This window comes from Neoakkermansia glycaniphila (genome assembly GCF_001683795.1).
Lineage (GTDB): Bacteria > Verrucomicrobiota > Verrucomicrobiia > Verrucomicrobiales > Akkermansiaceae > Akkermansia > Akkermansia glycaniphila.
This window is the reverse complement of the sequence record NZ_LIGX01000024.1, coordinates 28,695-51,170: the sequence shown is the minus strand read 5'-3', so window position 1 is coordinate 51,170 and position 22,476 is coordinate 28,695. Positions and strand designations below refer to the sequence as shown.

Annotated in this window: 13 protein-coding genes; 2 read left to right on the top strand and 11 right to left on the bottom strand. The window is 59.2% G+C overall.

Annotation, left to right across the window (positions count from 1 at the left end; translation table 11 throughout):
• The 10 genes from AC781_RS07530 to AC781_RS07480 all read right to left on the bottom strand — a co-directional run.
• On the bottom strand, positions 1 to 314 hold a 314-nt coding region (locus tag AC781_RS07530), incomplete at its 3' end, for a hypothetical protein (protein ID WP_141675816.1).
• 741 nt (positions 315 to 1,055) lie between these two features.
• Positions 1,056 to 2,153, bottom strand: coding sequence for a radical SAM family heme chaperone HemW (gene hemW / locus AC781_RS07520; protein WP_172801821.1), 1,098 nt, complete (start codon positions 2,151 to 2,153; stop codon positions 1,056 to 1,058).
• 176 nt (positions 2,154 to 2,329) lie between these two features.
• Positions 2,330 to 3,079 (bottom strand): glucosamine-6-phosphate deaminase, encoded by a 750-nt coding sequence (nagB, locus tag AC781_RS07515; RefSeq protein WP_067775984.1) that lies wholly within the window; start codon positions 3,077 to 3,079, stop codon positions 2,330 to 2,332.
• A gap of 59 nt (positions 3,080 to 3,138) precedes the next feature.
• Positions 3,139 to 6,618 carry an AsmA-like C-terminal region-containing protein gene (locus AC781_RS07510; RefSeq protein ID WP_067775981.1) on the bottom strand — a complete coding sequence of 1,160 codons (3,480 nt, stop codon included), beginning with the start codon at positions 6,616 to 6,618 and terminating at the stop codon, positions 3,139 to 3,141.
• 25 nt (positions 6,619 to 6,643) lie between these two features.
• Positions 6,644 to 7,030 (bottom strand): 30S ribosome-binding factor RbfA, encoded by a 387-nt coding sequence (gene rbfA / locus AC781_RS07505; protein WP_172801822.1) that lies wholly within the window; start codon positions 7,028 to 7,030, stop codon positions 6,644 to 6,646.
• Positions 7,031 to 7,080: 50 nt separating this feature from the next.
• Positions 7,081 to 9,129: a translation initiation factor IF-2 gene (gene infB / locus AC781_RS07500; RefSeq protein ID WP_067775975.1), complete on the bottom strand. Its 2,049-nt coding sequence runs from the start codon at positions 9,127 to 9,129 to the stop codon at positions 7,081 to 7,083.
• A 42-nt stretch (positions 9,130 to 9,171) separates the two neighbouring features.
• Positions 9,172 to 10,446 carry a transcription termination factor NusA gene (gene nusA, locus AC781_RS07495; protein ID WP_067775970.1) on the bottom strand — a complete coding sequence of 425 codons (1,275 nt, stop codon included), beginning with the start codon at positions 10,444 to 10,446 and terminating at the stop codon, positions 9,172 to 9,174.
• Between the two features lie 272 nt (positions 10,447 to 10,718).
• Positions 10,719 to 13,871: an efflux RND transporter permease subunit gene (locus AC781_RS07490; protein ID WP_067775967.1), complete on the bottom strand. Its 3,153-nt coding sequence runs from the start codon at positions 13,869 to 13,871 to the stop codon at positions 10,719 to 10,721.
• Between the two features lie 64 nt (positions 13,872 to 13,935).
• Positions 13,936 to 15,054, bottom strand: coding sequence for an efflux RND transporter periplasmic adaptor subunit (locus tag AC781_RS07485; protein WP_067775964.1), 1,119 nt, complete (start codon positions 15,052 to 15,054; stop codon positions 13,936 to 13,938).
• Positions 15,051 to 15,518 carry a MarR family winged helix-turn-helix transcriptional regulator gene (locus AC781_RS07480; RefSeq protein WP_067775961.1) on the bottom strand — a complete coding sequence of 156 codons (468 nt, stop codon included), beginning with the start codon at positions 15,516 to 15,518 and terminating at the stop codon, positions 15,051 to 15,053. Before AC781_RS07480 ends, AC781_RS07485 begins: the two co-directional genes overlap by 4 nt.
• Before the next feature lie 164 nt (positions 15,519 to 15,682).
• Here AC781_RS07480 and alr point away from each other — a divergent pair, with 164 nt between their 5' ends.
• Entirely contained in the window at positions 15,683 to 16,792 is a 1,110-nt protein-coding gene (gene alr / locus AC781_RS07475) for an alanine racemase (protein ID WP_067775958.1), read from the top strand.
• A 9-nt stretch (positions 16,793 to 16,801) separates the two neighbouring features.
• Here alr and AC781_RS07470 read toward each other — a convergent pair whose 3' ends face one another.
• Entirely contained in the window at positions 16,802 to 18,820 is a 2,019-nt protein-coding gene (locus AC781_RS07470; protein WP_067775955.1) for an alpha amylase C-terminal domain-containing protein, read from the bottom strand.
• Between the two features lie 317 nt (positions 18,821 to 19,137).
• On the opposite strand from AC781_RS07470, the gene galA reads away from it, so the two are divergent.
• Positions 19,138 to 22,422, top strand: a complete 3,285-nt coding sequence (galA, locus tag AC781_RS07460) for a beta-galactosidase GalA (protein WP_083076758.1) — start codon at positions 19,138 to 19,140, stop codon at positions 22,420 to 22,422.
• Positions 22,423 to 22,476 lie beyond the last annotated feature (54 nt).

Sequence of the window (22,476 nt, the reverse complement as noted above, 5' to 3'; positions counted from 1 at the left end):
AGGCCTGTGAGTTTGCTTTTGCCGGTGAGGTAGGCGTCCCAGCTGTTCCAGACGCCGAGGATGTAGGGATTGAAAGAGGTGGAGGTGTTGCCGCCGCTTTCGAAGTTGCTCTGCGTTTTGAGGTCGAGAATGCCGGAATAAGCTGAGACGCGCTGGTCGGAACCGAGGTTGGCCTGAAGGTCGCCGATGGCCATGTCGAGTGCGAGGAGGCATTGAGCGCGTGCTTCGGAATTGAGGAGAGCAGAGTCGGCAATCCTGATTTGAGAGGTGGCGAGAGCCATGAGGCCGACGCAAATCAGGGAAAGCAGTAGCATGAGAGTGACGGTAGCAATGAGGGCAAAACCTTTGCGATTTCGTTTTCTCAGTATAAATTGCAGGTGTTTTGAGAGGTACATGCTGTTCAATAGGTAAAAATATAATATCCCATAAACGCGGGCTGAGGGCAAATCAAATTTCTGGTCTTGTTGTGGCGTTTGCGATGAAATGAGGCTATAAGTTTATTTTGTGCAAATACACGAAAAAGAGAGAGAAGCCGGAAGCAGTTATTATTGAATGGGAATGAAGCCTGATATTCTATGAAAATTTGTGCTGCTTATGAGGATGGAGCATCATCCTCATTGCGGGAAGCAGGCGAGTGATTTGAATTCAGGTTTATTAAACCCTCGTTTTCTTGAAACATGAGTCTGTTTGTCTGACGGAAAAGAGTCAATTGCTTTTCTGCAGCAAGAGCCTCCACGACCTCCATCAGGTCGTTTTCAATGTCGAGAATGATGTGGCCGTTTCGGGCGGAGTCTGTTGTTGGAGGTATGTTTGGAGTTCATGGAGAATGGTTTCCCGGATGATGTCGGTGGGTGTACATTGCCTCATGGTGGCAAGCTTTTTCAGATGTTCGAGAACGGCAACGCCTTCTGCGAATGATTGTCGGCGTTGATTGGAGACAAACAAGGGTTCATATGCCCGGAACGGTTTGACCAAAATTAAATTCTTCGGATTTCTCCGTAGAATCAATGGCTGTGTTGGGATGATGTGGCGGATGTTGAGGGTGGCAAGAATCGTCAATCGATCAATTCGACGGCGATTGCATCGACGAGCAGCCGTCCGCGCCCCGTCAGAACGATATTTCCGTTATCTTGTCTGGCCGCCATGTGTTCGCGTATCAGTTCGGCCACCAACGGGCTGTCTTCCATGCGCAGCCATGAATCCGGCAGGCCCGTATCCGTACGCAGAAGGAGGCCGATGCGTTCCGTACGGTAAGCGGCGTCATCGAGGCGTTCCCTCTGTTCGGGGATGCGGCTGTGTTCCAGCAAGGCAGAGATGTAGTCGGTCGTGTTGCCTGTATTGAAGGAGCGGGTGCGGCCGACAGTGCTATAGGCGCCGGGGCCGATGCCGATATAGTCTTCTCCCTGCCAGTAGGCAAGGTTGTGCAGGGAAAGCGCACCGCCTTGAGCATAATTGGAAGTTTCGTAGTGGCGGTATCCGGCTCCGGTCAGCATGCCATGCGCCAGTTCGAACATGGCGGCATCGCGGTCCTCATCGCTTTCCATCAGCCCGGCGGCGTGCCTGCGGTAGAAATCAGTGTCCTCTTCGTAGGTCAGGTTGTATGTGGAAATGTGATCGGGGTTTTGTTCCAGCGTCGTTTCCAGAGTTTCCTTCCAGGATGCGACGGTTTGGCCGGGCAGGGAGAACATGAGATCGATATTGACTTGGGGCATGCCGACCTGCCGGAGCAGAAGGATGGATTCCCGAGCCTGCTCCGGCGTGTGAGTGCGGCCGAGCATGGACAGGAACGAGGCATCCCATGACTGGATGCCCAGCGAGATGCGAGTGATGCCGAGCTGCCGCCACAACTCTGCTTTTTTGGCGGTAAATGTGGCGGGATTGGCTTCGAAACTGAATTCTTCGACCGAGGAAATATCGGCATACACCCCGAGTCCTTCGACGAGCCGGGACAGATGCGTGGAAGAAAGCATGCTCGGCGTGCCGCCGCCGAAGTAGATGGTCGTCACCGGAGGGCACCCGGGAAGGCGCAAGGAGGCTTCTTTCAACAATGCATCGATGAATCTTTTCATATCCGTCTTGCCCGGTGTGTGCTTGTAGAAGGAGCAGTAGGGGCAGATACGATGGCAGAAGGGAATGTGGATATAGAGATGCATGCGGCAGGCTTGGTTTAGCATGAAACTCAGGCAGCGTCAAGCCGGGGAGCGGAGACCTCCGGGCTATTCATGAGGTGCGTTCGCAACGGGGATGAGGGCAAAATGATGTATCCGGAATCGAAGAAAGCCGTTCCACATGTCATGGAACGGCTTTCAGGTAAGGTGTGCAGTCCGGCTTATTTCTTGAGGTCGGCGGCGGCGGCGCTGTCGAGGTAGAAGGAAGCGTTCGGATGCTTCTGAAGGTAGGAGGCGGCAACGTCGATGGTGACGGGGCCTTCGACGGCTTTCTGTACGATGGAAGCTTTCTTGTCGCCCCAGGCCATGAGGGCTACCTTGCGGGCTCCCATGATGGTGGCGACGCCCATGGTGATGGCGGTTGCAGGGACATTTTCCTTGCCTCCGAAGGCGGGTGCGGCGTCCGTGATGGTGAGGTCGTCGAGATGCACCTGGCGGGTGATGGTGGTATCGTCGGAGCCGGGTTCGTTGAAGCCGATGTGGCCGGTGCGTCCGATGCCGAGAATCTGAAGGTCGATGCCGCCGCAGTCCTTGATTTTCTGTTCGTAGGCGGCGCAGTGGGCCGGGATGTCGGCATCGGCCAGCATGCCGGAGGGCAGGTTGACGTTTTCAGGCTTGATGTCGATGTGGTTGAAGAGGTTCTGGTGCATGAAGTACCAGTAGGATTCCTTGTGTTCGTGGGGGAGGCCGCAGTATTCGTCGAGGTTGAAGGAGACGACGTTGGCGAAGGAGAGGCCTTCTTCCTTGTGCAGGCGGATCAGTTCGGCGTAGAAGGGGAGGGGGGTGGCTCCGGTGGCAAGGCCGAGGACGACCTGTTTGTTTTCCGCCGAGCGGGAACGGATCAATGCTGCTACTTCGGCGGCGAGGGATTTGGCCGCGTCCTGGGGTGTATCGAAAACATTCACTGTCATAGCGGGCGCATTTTACTCCCGTTGGATTGCGTTTTCAACCCCAAAAGCGCAGGGAGGAGTTATCTTTTCCGTTTCGGCTCGGCCGGTTCCTCGGCTGGCGGATCCGGTTTGGACTGGCTTTTGCCGCTGTAAGGTGTCATGGTCCATGAGACGTTTTCAAGCGGGCCTGCGCCTCGGAATTCGAAAATGCCCTTGGTCAGGAGGTAGATGGGAAGTGTGACGATGCCCATCAGCCCGCGGAAGCGGAGCCGCAGGAAGGCATTGACGTAAAGTGTGTCGAGATTGATGTTGCCGTTGCCGGCCAGGGCGATGTTGGTGCCGGAGCAGGTGAAGTTGCCGGTGTTCAGGTAGCCTTTGTCGATGGTGTAGTCGAAGGTGGCCTGCTGGATGTTGTAGTTGACGACATGGTTGAGGCCGGGGATGGCATCGCCGAGGAGGCGTCCGATCATGCTGAAGAGGGAGAATTCGACGAGGTTGCCGTTGCGGATTTCGGCATGTCCCGAGCCTTTGATGGTGGAGGTGCGGCCTCCGCTGGAGGTGAAGGCGATGTAGTTGTTGACGGTGGCGGCGCTGAGCGTGGTGTCGTAGGATTTGGCAATGGCGGAGAGGTCGCATCCGGTGGTTTGCAGTTCCGCATTCAGGGCGTCGCCACCGTCGATCTGGGCGAGTACCTGCCCGCTGAAGGAGCCATTCCAGATGATGCCGTTCAGGTTTTTGACCTTGACCCATTGCGGGCTGATTTCAACCCTGCCGGTCGTGTTGACGAGTTGGAGGTTCGTGCCCAGAAGGGGATAGATGGTCAGGCCGTTGGTGTTGAAATTGATGGCGCTGGACATGCAGCCCATGTCGTCGCCAAGGGGGTAGATCCCCGATCCGGCGAGAGTCACAGCCTGCTGGAACTGAAAGCGGTCCAGAGTGCGGGCTGCGGCCGGAGCGAACATGCGGAGAGAGTAGTCCGGGAAGACGGTGCCGCGGAAGTTGTTGACGGCGACGGTTTCCTTTTGCAGGTCGAAGAGGACGGAGTCGGCTGTCAGTTTGCTGGTGGAGCTTCCTTTTTTCTTTTTAGCTTGCAGGTAGTTGCGGTTGTTGTAGACGATGACGGGAGTTCTCAGCAGGACGGCTCCCTTTTTGGCTTCGACGTACGTGGAGGCATCGTCGATGTCGACTCCTCGGAAGTCGACCTGTTTGATTTGGGCATTTCCTTTGACGGCGTATCCGGTACCGGGATCAAGTGTGTTGAGGCTGACGGTGAATTGTGCGGCAGTTTTGCTGTCCGGTTTCCATTTGAAGTAGGCGGCGATGTCGTGAAGGTCGGGGTCTTCCACGAGTTTGTCGATCACGTCCAGGCGGATGCTGCTTTTGCCTTCGATGAGCGTTTTGTCGAGCAGGGAACCTTTGGCGACACACTGGAGTTCACCGGTGTCGTGCTTCAGCAGGAAATTGCTGACGGTCAAGCGGGCGTCGTTATTCTCCGCCTGTTCGTAAATGCCGTCGATCGTGAGATTTTGGAGGGGGATGTGTTTCCATGAGAAGTCGTCCAGATCGGCACCGAGATAGAGGTATTTCAGCGTTTTGGCATTCGGCTCGCCGTGCAGGATGCTTGCAAGATCGACAGTTGCCCGTGCCTTGATGTTCGCTTTTTTGGGCAGCGTGAGAGCGGACGGCATGTCTCCACCCAGAGAGAAGATGTTCTGATAGACGTGCAGGGGGAAGTCGCTGTCGAGGTTGATCATGCCGAGTGCGCCGTCCGATTCCGCCACGAGGCTGATGGTGCCGTCGTGCCGTTTGAGGGTGCAGGTGCCGATGCGGACATTGTCGCCTTGCGTCGCGGCCTGCAGCTGGAAGTTGCCGAGGTTTTCACCGTTGTAGGAGCAGCCTTCCGTGCTGAGCGTGATGCTGGAGGATCCCGGGTAGGCCAGTTCTTTCCAACTTTTCCAATCGATTTCCCGAATGGTGGCTTGCAGGTTGAGGTCGTCGAGCTGCATGTCTTCGCGGGTAAGGCCTGCCATTTTCAGGTCGACCATGCAATGCTGAATGACGGGAGGGAGGTTCCACCCGCGGGTGAAGTCTCCGGCAAGTTGGAGGTGCAACTCCATGTTTTTCAGGGAGGTGTCTTCGTAGGAGGCATCCTGTAGCTTGACGTACAGGGCGCTTTCGTTCAGGATCATCGGCTCGTTCCACCCGTTGGGGAAAGCCATGTGCGCATCCAGCGTGAAGTCGGTCGTTCCTTCCAGTTTGAGGCCGGTGGGGAGGTTTAGGTCCGTTTTGCCGAGTTCGTTGATCAGGTTCGAGAGGACGGATGCCGGCAGCCTGTTGTCGAGATAGACGTGCATTTGCCGATCATAGGCAAGAAGGGAGCCGGAGAGTCCCTTGGTATGGGTGCGGATGGAAAAGTCGTGGATGTAGAGGGCCTCGTCCTTGTAGTAGAAGGAGCCTTCGATCATGCTGAATTTCTGGGTGCCGACGGAGAAGTCGTTCAGGGCGAAGTCGCCGTAGGCGTTCATGGTTTCGATGCCCTTGTAATCTGCCGTGAATTGCATGCTGACTTCGGCCTTGAGGTCCGGCAATCCTTCGAGTTCGACGGATGGGGGAAGGAGGGAGTCGTTCGTCAGGCGGGAGTACCAGCGGATGAGCGGGATGCTGCTGGTGAGGGTGGAGCGGAGCTCCCGGGTGGTGAGGTTCAAGCGGCCCGTCATGTTGAACCAGCCGATGGGATCGGCGGAGTGGAAGAGGCAGCGGTCAACGATCAGTGCGTCGTTGGTGTAGAGGACGGAGAGGTTGAAGCGATGGAAGACCAAGCCTTGGTAGCCGAGTTGCGGAGCCGTGAGGGAGATTTCCACATGCGGGTCTTTGTCGCGTTCCTGGTTGAAGCGGACTTCGAGGGAAGGCGGATCTTCCTTGTTCCAGGTGATGCGGTCGGTGTAGGCGAGGATGTCGCCGAGCGTCGGCCGTATGTCGTCGATGGATTGGTCGAGGTCGAAGGTGGTGGGCTGGCTTGTTTTTTCAGGTTTCAGGTCCAGCGGAAAACGGCCGACGACGGAGACGTGCATGCCTTGAAGGGTGAATCCGGCGTTTTCAATGGTGGCATTGCCGTCATGTCCAATTTCAATGTCGGCATGCAGATCGCCGATGTCGAGTTGGCTGGATCCGGCGATTTCCGTTTGCGTCGGGATGGTGACTTCGGCATTGCCGATCCGGATGCTGTGGATGTCGAAGTTGCCGGAGAAGAGTTCGCTGATGCTGATGTCGACACGTGCGCTGCCGATGCGGCCGACGGTGCGTTTTTGTCCGTCGAGCTTCGCGTCGAGGCAGATGTCGTCCGCATGGATGACGAGCCCCGAGAAGATGGTGATGCGCAGGTTGCCGATGGAGACCGGTATGCCCGCCTTGTGCAGTTCGTCTTCGATGTAGGTGCAGACGAAGCGGGGCAGGCCCCATGTGGCGACGATGAGGTAGCAGATGCCAAATCCTGCGAGGAAGAGCAGGGCAAGGGATGGGAGCAGCCCCCGTGTCCAGCGTTTCACCGTCCCTTTGTTCATGGCAGCGGAGCGTCCTTGCTGATGGTTATCTGAAGATGTCTTCTTCTCCTTCGGGAGCAGGGGGAGCCTTCGGAAGATTTTTGTCGATGTCGTCGATCAGGTTGACGAGGTCCACGCCTCGGCGGGCGGAGTCGTCGTACAGGAAGTTCAGCCGCGGCGTGCATCGCAGGACGACGCGTTTGGAGACGATGCTCTGGATGAGGCCCCTGTTTTTGTTCAGTTTTTCGATGACCTGCGCAGGGGGCATGGCGCCGACGATGCCGATCCATACCTTGCCTTCCTTGAGGTCTTCGGTGATGGAGACTTCAAGGACGGAGATGATGGTGCCGTGCCAATCGAACTCCTTCTGGATGACGGAGCTGATTTCGCGGCGCATGAGTTCGTTTACTTTGTCGAGTCGTCTGGCGCTCATTTGCGGGGATGGGGTGGTGGCGAGCCGCCGGAGACGGCCCGCCGCTGTGGTTAGAGTGTCTGCTTGATCTTTTCGAGCGTGTAGCACTCGATGACGTCGCCGGGTTCGTAGTCGTTGTAGTCGCCGAGGCGGATGCCGCATTCGAGACCGGCCTTGACTTCGTCGACTTCGTCCTGGAAGCGGCGCAGGGTGGACATTTTACCGTCGAAAACGGCTTGTCCGCCGCGCAGTACGCGGGCTTCGCAGGTGCGCTGTACCTTGCCGTCGGAGACGTAGGCGCCGGCTGCGCGGCCTTTGTTGAGCTTGAATACCTGTTTGACTTCGGCATGGCCGATGATGGTCTCGCGGGTTTCCGGTTCGAGGAGGCCGAGCATGGCGTCGCGTACCTGGTCGATGAGCTCATAGACGATGGAGTAGAGCTTGACCTGTACGCCTTCGCGTTTGAGCATTCTGACGGCATTCGATTCGACCTTGACGTTGAAGCCGAGGATGATGGCGTCGGACGAGGAGGCGAGGAGGACGTCGGATTCCGAGATGGGGCCGGCCGATGCACCGATGAAGAGGCATTCGACTTTGTCGGAGTGGATGTCGAGGATGGCCTTTTTGATGGCTTCGACGGAGCCTTGCACGTCGCCCTTGAGGTAGAGTTTGAGCTGGGCTTTCTGCGAGCCGTCGCCCATCATGGCGAGAATGTCTTCCATGCGGGAGCGTCGCGGCTGGGCGAGGCGGGAGGCGCGGAGTTCTTCTTGGCGTTCTTCGCTGAGTTTGCGGGAGGCGCGTTCGGATTCCATTTCGACGAGTTCGTCGCCGACGTTGGGCGTTTCGACGAAGCCGGCCACTTCTGCGGGCATGCCGGGGAGGACTTTTTTGATGGCTTTGCCCTTGTCATCGAAGAGTGTGCGTACTTTGCCCGAGTACGGGCCGCAGATGAAGGGCATGCCCACTTTGAGGGTGCCGCTCTGGACGATGACGGTGGCGGAGCTGCCTTTGCCCTGTTCCATGCGAGCTTCGATGATGGAGGCGCGGCAGTTGGCTTTCGGGTTGGCCTTGAGTTCCAGCACTTCGGCCTGAAGGAGCAGGAGGTCGAGCAGGTCGGAGACGCCTTCGCCGGTGAGGGCGGAGACGTTTACGCATTCGATATCGCCGCCGAAGTCGGTCGGGACGAGGCCTTCTTCCATGAGCCCGGTGCGGGCTTTGACGGGGTCGGCGGAGGGCAGGTCGCATTTGTTGACGGCGACGATGACGGTTTTACCGGCGGCCTTGGTGTGGGTGATGGCTTCGCGAGTCTGGGGCATGATGCCGTCGTTTGCGGCGACGACGAGGACGACGATGTCGGTGACGTCTGCGCCGCGGGCGCGCATTTCGGTGAAGATGGCGTGGCCCGGTGTGTCGAGGAAGGTGAGCTTCTGGCCGTTGTGTTCGACGGTGTAGGCGCCGATGTGCTGGGTGATGCCGCCCGCTTCGCCCGCGACGACGCGGGTGCGGCGGATGTAGTCCAGCAGGCTGGTTTTGCCGTGGTCGACGTGGCCCATGATGGTGATGATGGGCATGCGTTCCTTGAGGGTTTCCTCAGGTTCTTCTTCGACGGCGACGGGTGCGGGTTCTTCGATGATTTCAGGCTGGGCTTTGACGCCCGCGCCTTTTTCGCGTTTGCCGCGTTCGTAGATGAAGCCGTGTTTTTCGCAGAGGAAGGAGATCTGGTCGGCTTCCAGAGCGGTAGCCGGGTTGGCAAAGACTCCGATCGGCAGCAGGTCGGCGATGAGCTTGAAGGGTTTGAGCGACATGAGCGTCGCCAGATCGGCGACGGTGATGGGCGCCTTGGCCGTGATGAGCTTGCTGTCGGGATCGACGGCGGGTTCCGGAGCCGTGATTTCAGGCAGGGGAGCCTTGGCCGGTTCAACGGCGACTGGAGCCGGAGCCGCAGGTTTCTGTTTTTTCTTCGGAGCGAGAAGGTCGAGAGCCTCAGCTTTCGGTGCGGCGGGTACGGTTGCGGCCTGTTGAGGTTCAACCGGGGTCTCCTTGACGGCCTTTTTCGGCTTTTTGCCGCCGATCAGGTCAAGGGCTTCCTTGCGCGGGGGTGTATTGTCTTTGCTGGGCATAGATATGATTTGGGATGTTCCGTACCGGGGTGGGCGGCGGCTTTAGCCGGCGATGGTCCGGGCGCGGCTGATGATGGCTTCTGCTTCTTCGGGGGTGATGTTCAGGTTTTCGGCGATGTCCGCAGCAGGCATGCCGACGATGGCGGAGGCGGTGGTGCCGCCCATGGTGATGAGGCCGAAGGCGATTTCGTCGCCGATTTCAAGTTCCTTGGCGAGAGCCTTGGCGGCATCCTTGAGGCGCTGGTTGATTTCGGCCTGCGGATCGTAGGCGCGTACCTTGACGTCCCATTTTTCGGAGGGGGTGGAGATGAGGCGCGCGGTGAGGCGGGCGTTCTGTCCCTTGCGGCCGATGGCCTTGGCGACTTCGCGGTCGTCTTCGACGATGACGCGTACTTCGCGGGAGGCTTCATCGACGGTGACGCTCATCGGTTTGACGGGAGCGATGGCGGATTCGACGAAGGCTGCCTTGTCTTCCGTCCATTCGAGGATGTCGATTTTTTCGTGGTTGAGTTCGTTGACGATGCTCTTGACGCGGGAGCCGCGCATGCCGACGCAGGCGCCGACGGGGTCCACGTTGGGATCTGCGCTGCAGACGGCGATCTTGGTGCGGTAGCCGGCGTCGCGGGCGATTTCACGGATTTCGACGGTGTGGTCGGCGATTTCGACGACTTCGGATTCGAAGAGGCGGCGGACGAGGTTCGGATGGCTGCGGGAGAGGATGACTTCCGGGCCGCGGACTCCATCGCGCACTTCGCAGATGTAGAAGCGCATTTTGTCGTTGGGCGCGTAGTCTTCGCCGGGGATGCGCTGGCGGGCGGGCACGATGCCTTCGAACTTGTCGATGTCCACGATGATGTCGCCCTTGTCGAAGCGGCGTACGGTACCGGTGACGATGTCGCCGGCGCGGTCCTTGAAGGATTCCATCAGCATTTCCTGTTCCGCCTTGCGGATGCTCTGCTGCATGGTCTGGCGGGCCGTCTGGACGGCGATGCGGCCGAAGTCGGACGGCGTGATGTTGACGGTGAGGGTGTCGCCGGGCTGGATTTCGGCAGCCTTGCGCTGGGCGAGGCTGAGGGGGACTTCGTTGAAGGCGTCCGTGACGTCGTCGTCAGGCACGACGGTCATGATGGCCTTGATGCGGACGATGCCTTTCTGCGTGTTGATGTCTGCGAAGATCTGTTCGATCTGTTCGGATCCGGGAACCATCTTGCGGTAGGCGGTCAGGAAGGCTGATTCGAGGGCCTGAAGAACGCGTTCGCGGGGAAGTTCCTTTTCGCGAACATAGAAATCGACAAGGGCGGCGATATCGGAAGTCATGGTGGTGTGCGGCTTGTGTGTAAGGTTTTGTGAGAATAAAAAAGAGCGGGCCATGGACCCACTCTCGAGGCATCTCGGGACTGTTTACGCGTGTGAGTATAAAGTTTTGCGCAAGTGCAGTCAAGAGAATAAGGCAGCGCATACGCACTTTTTCCCGCAACGGCTCCGGACGAGCCGTTTTCCGGTCGCCGGAGGAGGTGGTTTTCTGCGGCATCGCCGCTCTTTTTTATCGCCTCCTGGCCAGGAGGTGCTGCCGGGGCAGGAAATTGCGGTCAGGGTGCCTTGTCCGGATCGTCGGTCTTCTGTGCGCCGGGGAGTTTTTTGTCCGGTTTTTTGACGCTTTCCCTCATGCGCTGGAAGACGCTGTAGAGGGAGGGCACGAAGAAGATGCCGACGAGGGTGGCGAGGCACATGCCGTAGAAGGTGGTGACGCCGATGGCCTGTCGGCTGGCGGCTCCCGCACCCGTGGCGATGACCATGGGGAAGACGCCGATGATGAAGGAGATGGCGGTCATCATGACGGCGCGGAAGCGCTGGGATGCGCCCCGGAGGGCGGCGGTCCGGATGGGGGCGCCGCGTTCGCGTTCGCTTTTGGAGAATTCGACCATGAGGATGGCATTCTTGCTGGCGAGGCCGATGAGCATGACGAGGCCGAGCTGCGCATAGATGCTGAGGGACATGGGCGATTCCTTCATGTAGTTCAGGCCGATGAGCGCGCCGAGCATGGCGACGGCGACGGAGAGGATGACGGGGAAGGGCGTGGTCCAACTTTCATACTGGGCGACGAGGAAGAGGTAGCCGAAGACGACGGCAAGGATGAGCAGGTAAACGATCTGCCCTTCGTTCTGGCGTTCCTGATAGCTCATGTCTTTCCATGCGACGCGGTAGCCTTGCGGGAGGTCGAGGTTTTCGATGTATTTCATGAGTTCGCCAGAGCTGGTGCCCGGCTGGAGCTGCACGGTGATGTTGGCGCTCATGAGCTGGTCGAAGCGTTCGAATTTCTGCGGCCCCATGATGTACGAGGGGGTGCTGAGTGCGCTGAGGGGTACCATGTTCCCCTGGTTGTTCTGCACCTGGATGTTCATGATGTCCTGTATGTTGCGGCGTTCGCTCGCTTCGGACTGGATTTTGACCTTGAAGGTGAAGCCCTGGATGGTGAAGTCGTTCACATAGAGTGAGGCGAGCTTGCTCTGCAGGGTGCTGAAGATGCGGTCCACGGGGACGTTCAGGCTTTCCGCCTTGTCGCGGTCGATGTCGAGGAAGAGCTGCGGCGTGTTGGCGTTGTAGGTGGAGAAGGCGCGCATGACGTTGGGGTTTTTGTTGATCATGGCGATGACTTTGTCCACGGTGGCGGCCAGTTCCTGCGGCGTGGCTTCTCCCGTGGCCTGAAGGACCATGGAGAGGCCGTCCGTCATGCCGAGGCCCATGATGGCCGGCGGTGTGTTGACCATGATGTTGGCCGAGGGGACGTCGTAGCAGATGGCTTCGATTTTTTTCTGGATGGCGGCGATCTGCAGGTCGGGGGTGGTTCGTTCGTCCCACGGGTCGAGCCGGACGATGCACATGCCCGTGTTTTCCCCGCGCCCGGTCATGAAGCTGAAGCCGACGGAGGAGGAGACGCTGGCGACGCCCGGCACGTTGAGGATGCGGGTTTCGATCTGGCGCAGGGCGTCGTCCGTGCGGGACATGGTGGCGTCGGGAGCCATCTGGACGATGCAGAAGATGGTGCCTTTGTCTTCGGAGGGGAGGAAGGAGGAGGGAGTCTGCACGAAGAGGGAATACCCGGCCCAGAGGATTCCGCCGAAGAGCAGCAGCGTGAGCCATGCGCGGCGGACGAGCGCTTTCGAGCCGACGATGTAGGCTCTGCGGAAGGCGTTGAGGGAGACGTTGAACGGCTTGAATATCCTGACTTCGGCTCCCGGCTTTTTGTGGCGGAGGAGCAGGACGCAGAGCGCCGGGCTGAGGGTGAGCGCGTTGATGGAGGAGAAGACGAGGGCGATGCACATCGTCACGGAGAATTGCGTGTAGATGGTGCCTACCATGCCGCCGTAGAAGGCGATGGGGACGTATACGGCGATGGTGACGAGCGTGGTGGCGACGATGGCCCCCGTGATTTGCTTCATGCTTTTGACGGTGGCTTCTTTCGGGGAGAGGTTTTCCGTTTCGATGAGCCGCATGGTGTTTTCCACGACGATGATGGCATCATCCACCAGAGAGCCGATGACGAGGATGAGGCCGAACATGGTGAGTACGTTGACGGAGAATCCGAGCGGCTGGAGGACGGCGAATGTGCCGATGAGAGAGACGGGGATGGCTATGGCCGGGATGATGGTGGCGCGCCAGTCCTGCAGGAAGATGTAGGTGACGCCGACGACGAGGACGAGGGCGATGATGAGCGTCCAGACGATTTCCTCCATGGTGGCGGAGATGAAGAGCGTGGGGTCGTAGCCCATGGTCCACGACATGCCGGGCGGGAAGTTCTTTTCCAGTTCCTTGAGTTTGGCGCGCGCGCCGTTGATGGCGTCCATGGCGTTGGCGTCGTCGTTGCGGTAGATCATCATGGAGACGGCTTCTTCGCCGTCCACACGGCTTCCGCCGGAGTAGCTTTCCGCGCCCAGTTCGATGCGGGCGATGTCGTTGAGCTTGGTGATGTGGCCGTCGTCGCTCTGCTTGACGATGATGTTGGAGAATTGTTCGACGGTTTCGAGTCGGCCCGTCGCATTGATTTTGTAGGTGACGATGTTGTTTTCGTCTTCATCGCCGATGGAGCCGGCAGCCGCCTGCATGTTCTGCGACTGGATGGCTTTCGATACTTCTTCCGGTGAGATGCCCATGGCGGACATGCGGACGGGGTCGAGCCAGACGCGCATGCTGTAGTCCTTGGCGGCCATGATGTCTGCCCCCGAGATGCCGTCCACCTGCGCGATCTGGTCGCGTATGTTCATGCGGACGTAGTTGTTCAGCTTGAGGATGGACATGTCCGGCGAGCTGGACCGGAAGGAGAATTGCCCGAGCATGTCGCTCGAGCGTTTCTTGATCTGCACGCCGGTGGATTTGACGATGTCCGGAAGCTTGGGTTCGACGCGTTTGATGGCGTTGTTCGTGTTGACCATCGCCATGTCGGCATCCGCTCCCGGTTTGAAGATGAGGGAAAGGGAGTAGGTGCCGTCGTTGCCGGAGGTGGAGGAGAAGTAGAGGAGGTCGTCCAGCCCGATGAGCTGTTCCTCGATGGGGGAGGCGATGACCTTGGCGATGTCCTGGGCGCTGGCCCCGGTGTAGGTCGCGCTGACGGCGATGGTGGGCGGGGCCACTTCCGGGTATTCGGCCACGGGCATTTTGTACAGGCAGATGGTGCCTGCCAGCATCATCAGGATGGCGATGACGAGGGCGAATTTGGGTCTTGAAATGAAGAATTGCGAGAACACGGAGATAATGTTATGTTAGATGAAAGGGATATATGCTGCCGCTGGTTCGGAGGGTGCGGCTGCCTTATTGCTGCAATGCTTCTCGGAAGACGGGGACGACGGTAGCTCCGGGCCGGGTTTTGTGGAGGCCGTCGATGATGACGATTTCGCCTTCTTTCAACCCGTCGGTGATGATCTGTTTGTTGCCAGTGGTGCTTCCGATGGAGACGGGGCGGCGGACGACCGTGTTTTTATCGTCGAGTACGTAGATGTAGCTCCCCTGCGTGTCGTGCTGCACGGCGGAGATGGTGACGGCCGCCACCTTGTCCGCATTTTTCTTGTTGAGTACGACGGTGCTGATGCCGCCGGGCTGAAGCATCTGCCGGGGGTTGTCGAATTGGGCCCACACGTTGAGGCTGTCCGTGCCGGATTTCACTTCATTGTCACTCATGGCCACGGTGCCGGGTTGCGGGTAGGTCCGGCCCGAGGCGATGACGATGCGGAGTGCGGCGCGGTTGCGCAGTTCCTCATCGTTGCCGAAGAGGGAGAGGAAGTCCTTTTCGCTCATGGGGAAGCGCACGTAGATGGGATCGACCTGCGTGATGGTGGCAAGAGGCTGGCTGGTCGGAGTGATGTAGTTACCCGTGGAGTAGGTCAGGCGGCCGATGCGTCCCGTAAGAGGGGAGTATACGCGCGTGTATTTGAGGTCTTCCTGCGCCAGTATCAGTTCGGCTTTTGCCTGAAGAAGCTGTGCTTCGAGTTCGCGCAGGGTGCTGAGGGAGTTTTCCACCTGATCCTGGGAGACGGCCTTGATTTTGGCGAGCCTGTCCTGACGCTCGTAATTGTTTTTGGCGTAATCGATTTTTATTTCCAACTGTTTGATTTTGGCTTCGGCTGCCTGGACGGAGGCTTTGTAGCGAGCGTCCTCGATTTCGAAGAGCAGCTGGCCTTCCTTGACCATGTCGCCTTCCCGGAATGTGGCGGACAGAAGGGTGCCCGAGACTCGGGGCTGGATGGTGACCTTGTTGATGGCTTCGACCCGGCCGGGGTATTTGCGTTCGATTTCGTCCGATACGGAGACGGCTTTTTCGACGAGTACTTTGCTGGGCAGTTTTTTGATGTCCTGAGCCAGCCCTTGGGCCATAGTAAGGACGGCCGCGAGTGCGGCCGGAAAAATGGTGAAGCGATGGATGAATACGGTCATGGTTTTGTCTGGAAAACGGTCTGGAAAAGTTGTTCGACGATGCGCTCGAAGTCTTTCCGATCCTGCTCGGGGAGGGTGAGAATGAGTTCTTCGGTGAACTGATCCATGGTGGTGCAGATTTCCTTGAAGTTTTTCTGCCCCTTGGCGGAGAGCTTGATGCAGATGGAGCGGCGGTCGTTCGGGTTGGTGCTGCGGTCGAAGAATCCCTTGTTCACCATGCTTTCGACGAGAAGGGATGCGGCGGGAATGGTCATTTGCAGTCGGGCTGCAAGGGTTTTGAGAGGAATGCCTTGAGGCTGCTCTTTGGTGAGTACGCTGATGGTGCGCAGGGCTGTCGCCTGCCGGACGCTGAGGCCGAGAAAGCGCTTCTGGTGCTCCTTGTCCTGCGAGTAGAAGGATTTTTCGCGCAACGAGTCGATGATTTGCGCGAGTTTGATGAAGAGAGTATGCTGGTGCTGCGGCATGGCGGTATTCTGAAGTGAAACATAATAGTTGTCAAGTTTGAATAATTATGTAAACGTAATAATTATGGAAAAGTTTCGCGCTTTTTTTCAGGAATGCCGACATGCCTGCATATCCGGGGGATTTTCTCTTGTCATGGCGGTGAGGGGAGCGTACACTCGCCGTCATGACACACGATAGTCCCCCGCGAGCGTGGGTCGATGTCGACCTCGCCGCCATTCGCCGCAATCTGGAAACGGCCTGCCGCGCCTTGCCCGGTACGCAGATGATGCCTGTGGTGAAGGCGGGCGCCTACGGTCACGGTCTGGAAGCCGTGGCCCGTGCGCTGGATATGGAGGGGGTGACGTTTTTCGGCGTAGCCAATACGGGGGAAGCCCGCCGCCTGAGCCGCGCCGGAGTGCGGACGCGGCCTTTCATTCTCGGCCCCGCATTCCCCGAGGAACGCGAAGAGATCGTGCTGAACGGTTGGTGCGCGACGATTTCCACGATGGAGGAGGCGCAGCACTACCAGTCTCTGGCGGCTATGTACGGGAAGACGCTGCCTATCCACCTGTGCATCGATACGGGAATGGGCCGTGCCGGATTCCTGCCGGACGAGTGGGCGGGGCTGGGAGATGCTCTGGAGGCGATGCCGAATTTGCTGATTGACGGCGTGGTGTCCCATTTCCCTTCGGCGGATGAAGATCCCGTATTCACGGAAGTGCAGATCAGGGAGTATGCCGATGCCGTATCATTGCTGGGCAACAGGTTCCGGTTCCGCTTCTGCCATATTTCGAGCAGTGCGGGCTTGCTGGCCTACAAGGTGCCGGGGGCCAATCTGGCTCGGCCGGGGTTGATGCTGTATGGCGTGTCTCCGGTCGCCAGCCCGTGGAGCGATGCCCTGCTGCCGACGTTGAAACTGTTTTCCCGCGTGACTCTGGTGCGCACGCTGCCCGCCGGGCACGGTGTGGCGTACGGACGCACGTTTATAACGGATCGCCCGACGAAGGTGGCGACGATCGGCATCGGCTATGCGGACGGCTGGCCCCGCCATTTGTCCAATCGGGGCGCCCGTGTCTGGATTCACGGTTGCTCATGCCCGATGCTGGGCCGTGTGACGATGGACCAGATTATTGCAGATGTGACGAATGTGCCTTTCCTTGTGCCGGGCGACGAGGTGGAGCTGATCGGCTCCCATATCCCCGTGACGGAGGTGGCCGAACGTGCGGGTACGATTCCCTGGGAGATTCTGACCAGCCTCGGGCCGCGGCTGCCTCGCGTGTATCACGGGGCGTAAGGGGAGGTTTTAGCGTATTCTGCCGCCCGCGTAGGTGCGCGACAGGACGAGTGCGCTGCGCGGCAGCAGGTAGAGCCGGAGGTTCTGCTTGTCGTCCGTATGGTGTGCGACGGCCGGGTCGAGCCTTCCGAAACCGCCGAATTCGCGTGCATCCGTGTCGAGTATTCTCTTCCATTCGCCGCGGCTTGGCGCGGGAATTTCGTAGTCCGGAATGGCTCGGTCGCCCGACCAGTTGAAGACGAAGAGGAGGTCGCCCCGCTCGAAGGCCATGATCTGGTTGGCTTCGTCGAGGTTGAGAGGCCGGGCGGGCGGTGCGGCGGGCAGCCGGGCTTCTCCGGCCATGGCGACCATGGCTTTGTCGAAGGCCTTCAGGTATTTGTAGCGGAGGTTTCCGTTATCCGCCAGCGACCATTGGCGGCGGCAGTACTGGTAGGACCAGTCGTTGCCTTCGCGGGGGAAGTCGATCCATTCCGGGTGCCCGAATTCGTTGCCCATGAAGTTGAGCCAGCCTTCCCCCCCGGCAGCAAGGGAGATCAGGCGGATCATTTTATGCAGGGCGATGCCGCGGTCGATGACGAGGCTTTGCGAGCCTTCGTCCATGTGCCAGTACATGTCGGCATCCATCAGGCGGAAGGCGAGCGTTTTATCGCCGACGAGGGCCTGGTCGTGGCTTTCGCAGTAGGCGATATTCGGCTCGCCGTAGCGGCGGTTCGTGAGCGTGTACCAGATGTCTCCCATGCTCCATTCCTCGTCCTTTTTTTCCTTGATGAGCTTGATCCAGAAGTCGGGGATGCCCATGGCGAGGCGGTGGGTGAAGCCCATGCCCCCTTCGTCCACGGGGCGGCAGAGGCCGGGCATGCCGGACATGTCTTCCGCGATGGCGAAGGCGCCGGGCTTGATTTCCTGAATGAGCGTGGAGGCGAGCTGGAGGTAGGTGATCGCTTCCTGGTCGACCTGCGTGTTGAAGTAGCTTCCGAGGTCGGAGAACGGTTCATGGCCCCGGTGGTAGTAGAGCATGGAGGTGACGCCGTCGAACCGGAAGCCGTCGAAGCGGAATTCGTCGAGCCACCAGCGGACGTTCGAGAGGAGGAATTCGGTGACTTCGTGGCGACCGTAGTCGAAGCAGCAGGAGTCCCAGTCGGGATGGGTGCCGCGCTCGCCGGGGCGGAAGTACTGGCCGCCGGAGCCGTCGAAATTGTTCAATCCCTCCGCCATGTTCTTGACGGCGTGGGAGTGGACGATGTCCAGCAGGACGGCGAGTCCCATGCCGTGCGCCTTGTCCACAAGGTACTTGAGGTCTTCGGGCGTGCCGAAGCGGGAGCTGGGGGCGAAGAAGGAGGAGACGTGGTAGCCGAAGGAGCCGTAGTAGGGATGTTCCTGAACGGCCATGAGCTGGATGACGTTGTAGCCGAGGGCGGCGATGCGCGGCAGCACGTTGTCGGCGAATTCGCGGTAGGAATGGAGGCGCGGCTCTTCACCGGCCATGCCTGTATGCGCTTCGTAGATGAAGGGTATGGCGATGTGCGACGGGTCGAAGTCGGGATGTTCCCACGCATAGGGCGTTTCCGGCTCCCAGATTTGCCCGCAGAAATCATGGGTGGCGGGGTCTTGCACGGTTCTTCCGATCCATGCCGGGATGCGGTCCATGGCTTGCAGGTCGGAGCCGACGACATGTACTTTTACCCGGTCGCCGTGGTGCAGGGCATCGGCGGGAAGCGTGACGGACCAGATGCCTTCCGAATCGCGGGAGAGCGGGGTGGCGGTGCGGTCCCAGCCGTTGAAGTCTCCGATGAGGTGGAGTTCCCTTGCTCCGGGCGCCCATTCGCGGTAGATCCAGTCTCCCGTGGAGGCCGAGCGGTTGAAGCCCATGCGGCGGTAGCCGAGGGCGCATTTCTCCAGAGAGCCGTACCGCTGCCGAAGTCTCTTCACTTCCATGTCGAAGAGCTTCATGCGTGCTTGAATTTCGCGGGAGTACGGTTGCAGCCAACCGTCTTCCAGCACAAGACCGGGAATGGGGGGGCGTCTCATCACTTCCCAGCATAATACGCTGTTGGAGATTCGTAAAGTTTATTCTGTCGGGCGGCGCAAGTTTCCTGCCTCCGGTTGGTGCGGAAGTGGGGTAATGCCGATGATGGTCAGAATGGAGTTAGGGGGGCGTTTGCAGCTGAGGCGGAAATGGAGAGTCCGCCAGAGCAAATCCAAGGGTATTATGGTAGGGGAGAGTTGTTTCGATATCAAACAGCAAACGGCCATTATGGCGAATACGAGCGGGAGTGTGTCGTTTACCTTCACGCTCCTGCGTCCTGAACTTGACTTGTCGTGTTGATCCTGTATGATGTGGCGATATGCGTTCATCCATTATTCTTTCGTTGGCGGTTTCTATGGCCGGTTCGGCGATGGCTCAGAAGTACGAAGAGAAGATAGCCGGGGAGTCTCCCCGCCAGTTGCTCCTGATCGACAAGGGGTGGAAGTTCCATCGCGGCGCGATCGATATTCCCCAGCCCGTGAGCCATCATGAGACGTATGTGCGCGTGAAGGCCGGGGCGGCTCCGGGGCCTTCCGGCTTCAGCTACGACGATTCCTCATGGCGTACCGTGGAGGTGCCGCACGATTATGTCGTGGAAGGCACATTCGATTCGAAGGAGGGTGTTTCCCACGGTTTCCTCGACAGGCCGGAGGCTTGGTACCGCCGCCAGTTCACGCTGCCGACGGCGGATCGCGGCAAGACGATCTGGCTGTATTTCGACGGGGTTTTCGGACAATCCCAGGTGTGGGTGAACGGTCAGGAACTCCGCAAGAACGATAACGGCTATATCGGGTTCCGGGTGAATATTTCGGATGTGGCGCACTACGGCGACCGCCCGAATACGATCGCCGTGAAGGTCGATCCCCGCGAGCCGCAGGGCTGGTGGTACGAGGGCGGCGGCATTTACCGCCATGTGTGGCTCACGGTGGCGGATCCCATCCATGTGGCTCCCTTCGGCGTGTATGTGCATCCCGAGAAGGGGGCGCACGATACGTGGGATACGCTGGTGGATACGACGATCGAGAGCGAGGAGAAGGAAGAAACATCCGTGACGGTGGTGACGAGTATTCTCGACCCGTCCGGCAAGGTGGTCGGCAAGGAGACTTCCATGGATATCGTGCCTCCCGGCGAGACGTTCACGTTCGAGCAGAAGATCCCCGTGAAGAGCCCGAAGCTGTGGGATATCGATTCTCCCAATCTGTACGGTGTGCGGACGGAGGTGTTCGTGGACGGGAAGAAGGTGGATGCCTACGGCGACCGCTTCGGCTACCGCACGTTGAAGTTCGATGCCGACAAGGGCTTTTTCCTGAATGACAAGCCTGTGAAGTTCAAGGGTGTCTGCATGCATCAGGACCATGCCGGCGTGGGTGTGGCAGTGCCGGATTCCATGCAGGATTTCCGCATCAAGGTGTTGAAGGATTTCGGCACGAATGCCTACCGTTGTTCCCACAATCCGCCCGCCAAGGAGGTGCTGGAAGCCTGCGACGAGCAGGGGATGCTGGTGTTGAACGAGAACCGTTTCTACAACAGCGGCGAGGATTACCTTCGCCAGCTTGAGGAGCAGGTGAAGCGCGACCGCAACCACCCGTCGGTGATGATGTGGTCCGTGTTCAACGAGGAGCCGTGGCAGGGAGACGAGCGCGGCCGCAAGATGGTGGAGCGCATGAAGCATTCCATTCTTCGGCATGACAAGACGCGCCCAGTGACCGGAGCCATGAACGGCGGCTACAATAAGGACGGAGCCTTTGGTGCTGTCGATGTGCTGGGCATCAATTACGCGCTGCCGCAGCACGACCATGCCCACAAGCTGTACCCCGACAAGATGGTGTTCAGCTCGGAAGCGGTTTCGCACAGCGCATCACGCGGCGAGTGGAAGACGGATCAGGGCAAGCATATCTTCAACAATTACGATAACCACTGGGTCGGCTGGGGTTCCAGCGTCCGTGAGGCATGGAAGCATGTCGATACGCGCCCGTGGGATGCCGGGGTGTTCATCTGGACGGGCTTCGATTACCGCGGTGAGCCGACTCCGTTCGCATGGCCGGCGATCAGTTCCTATTTCGGCATTGTGGATACCTGTGGTTTCCCGAAGGATTCGTATTATCTGCTGAAGGCTCTCTGGACGGATGAGCCGATGGCCTATGTGTTCCCCCACTGGAATCTCGGTTCGGAAATGGTCGGGAAGACGGTGAAGGTGGGTACCTATACGAACGGCGACGAGGTGGAGCTGATTCTGAACGGCAAATCTCTCGGCAAGCGCAAGCACGACCGCTATGCCCAGACGTTCTGGGATGTGGTGTACGAACCGGGCGTGCTGGAACTCGTGGCTTACAAGGACGGTAAAAAATATGCGGAACATTCCGTGGAGACGACGGGCAAACCGGAGGTGCTTGAGCTGACGCTGATGTCCAGCTCCGGCGGAACGGCTTCCGGGGATGCTTTGCAGGTGGGTGTTTGCGCCAAGGATGCCAAGGGCCGTACCGTGCCCGATGCGAAGGTGAAGGTGACGTTCGATGTGGACGGCGGCAGGCTGCTCGGGGTAGGCAACGGCGATCCTGTGTGCCATGAGCCGGATGCATCGTCGGAACGTTCGCTGTATAACGGCTATGCCGCCGCTGTCGTGAAGCCGGAAGGCGGCCGCGTCAAGGTGCGTGCAGCCTCTCCGGGATTGAAGCCCGCCGTGCTGAATGTCGATGTCAGGAAGCCCGGCTCCGGCCATGTTTCCTGTCCTGAAGTGGCGGCGTCCACGGTGCTTTCCGATTGGCGCATGTCCGAGATTACGGACAAGCCCCAGGATCCGAACCGCACGATTGCGGATAACGATATGAATACCTGGCAGCCTGTGACTGTGGGCAGCGGTCCCCAGTCCCCCTGGGCGCAGAAGCAGGGTTGGGCGACGTACCGTGCGACGTTTACGATGCCGGGCGGAGGTTCCCTTTGGGATCTGCAATTCAACAATCTTGCCGGAAGGGTGGCTGTTTATGTGAACGGCAGGAAGGTGGCCGAGAGGAAGTCGGCCGACAAGGCGACCTTTACGGCTCCGGTCGATTTGCCTGCGGGCACTCCGGTCACCGTGTCGGTGCAGATGGAAGGCGTCTCGCCGCAATCCGGCATGACCGGCGCAGTACGTCTCGTGCCCGTGAAGGGCGAACGTCAGGTGCCATGGGATGCTTCCGGCTGGAACAAGGCTGGCAAGGGAACGGTGCAGGAAGGCCGGGCCTGGAGCGAGATCAAGCTGGACAAGCCGGTGAAAGTGCGCCAAATCGCTTTGAAGATCGATTCCATGCACAAGAGCGGAACCTTTGCCCATGTGGCCGAGATCGATGTGGTCGATGCTGCGGGCAAGCCGCTGGACAAGAAGGGCTGGAAGGTTTCCTTCGCCAGTTCGCAGGAGGTGAAGAAGGAGCAGGCTCCCGCTTCCCGTGCGATCGACGGCAATACCGATACATTCTGGCATACGCCTTATGAAGGGCAGGTGCCGAATCCCCCGCACATCATTGCCATCGATCTTGGCAAAGCGGAGAATGTATCCGCCGTACGCGTGTTCGGCCGCGATGCACAGAAAGTCGGCGGCGCGAAGGATGTGGAAGTTCTGGTGCGCTGACAAAGGGCAACGGCTTCTGTAAAATAATGAATATCGCAGCGGTTCGTCCCCTTT

Excerpts from the sequence above, each read along its gene's own strand:
- hemW (WP_172801821.1), bottom strand. The coding sequence starts at position 2,153 with ATGCATCTCTATATCCACATTCCCTTCTGCCATCGTATCTGCCCCTAC.
- nagB (WP_067775984.1), bottom strand. The coding sequence starts at position 3,079 with ATGACAGTGAATGTTTTCGATACACCCCAGGACGCGGCCAAATCCCTC.
- AC781_RS07510 (WP_067775981.1), bottom strand. The coding sequence starts at position 6,618 with ATGAACAAAGGGACGGTGAAACGCTGGACACGGGGGCTGCTCCCATCC.
- rbfA (WP_172801822.1), bottom strand. The coding sequence starts at position 7,030 with ATGAGCGCCAGACGACTCGACAAAGTAAACGAACTCATGCGCCGCGAA.
- infB (WP_067775975.1), bottom strand. The coding sequence starts at position 9,129 with ATGCCCAGCAAAGACAATACACCCCCGCGCAAGGAAGCCCTTGACCTG.
- nusA (WP_067775970.1), bottom strand. The coding sequence starts at position 10,446 with ATGACTTCCGATATCGCCGCCCTTGTCGATTTCTATGTTCGCGAAAAG.
- AC781_RS07485 (WP_067775964.1), bottom strand. The coding sequence starts at position 15,054 with ATGACCGTATTCATCCATCGCTTCACCATTTTTCCGGCCGCACTCGCG.
- AC781_RS07480 (WP_067775961.1), bottom strand. The coding sequence starts at position 15,518 with ATGCCGCAGCACCAGCATACTCTCTTCATCAAACTCGCGCAAATCATC.
- alr (WP_067775958.1), top strand. The coding sequence starts at position 15,683 with ATGACACACGATAGTCCCCCGCGAGCGTGGGTCGATGTCGACCTCGCC.
- AC781_RS07470 (WP_067775955.1), bottom strand. The coding sequence starts at position 18,820 with ATGAGACGCCCCCCCATTCCCGGTCTTGTGCTGGAAGACGGTTGGCTG.
- galA (WP_083076758.1), top strand. The coding sequence starts at position 19,138 with ATGCGTTCATCCATTATTCTTTCGTTGGCGGTTTCTATGGCCGGTTCG.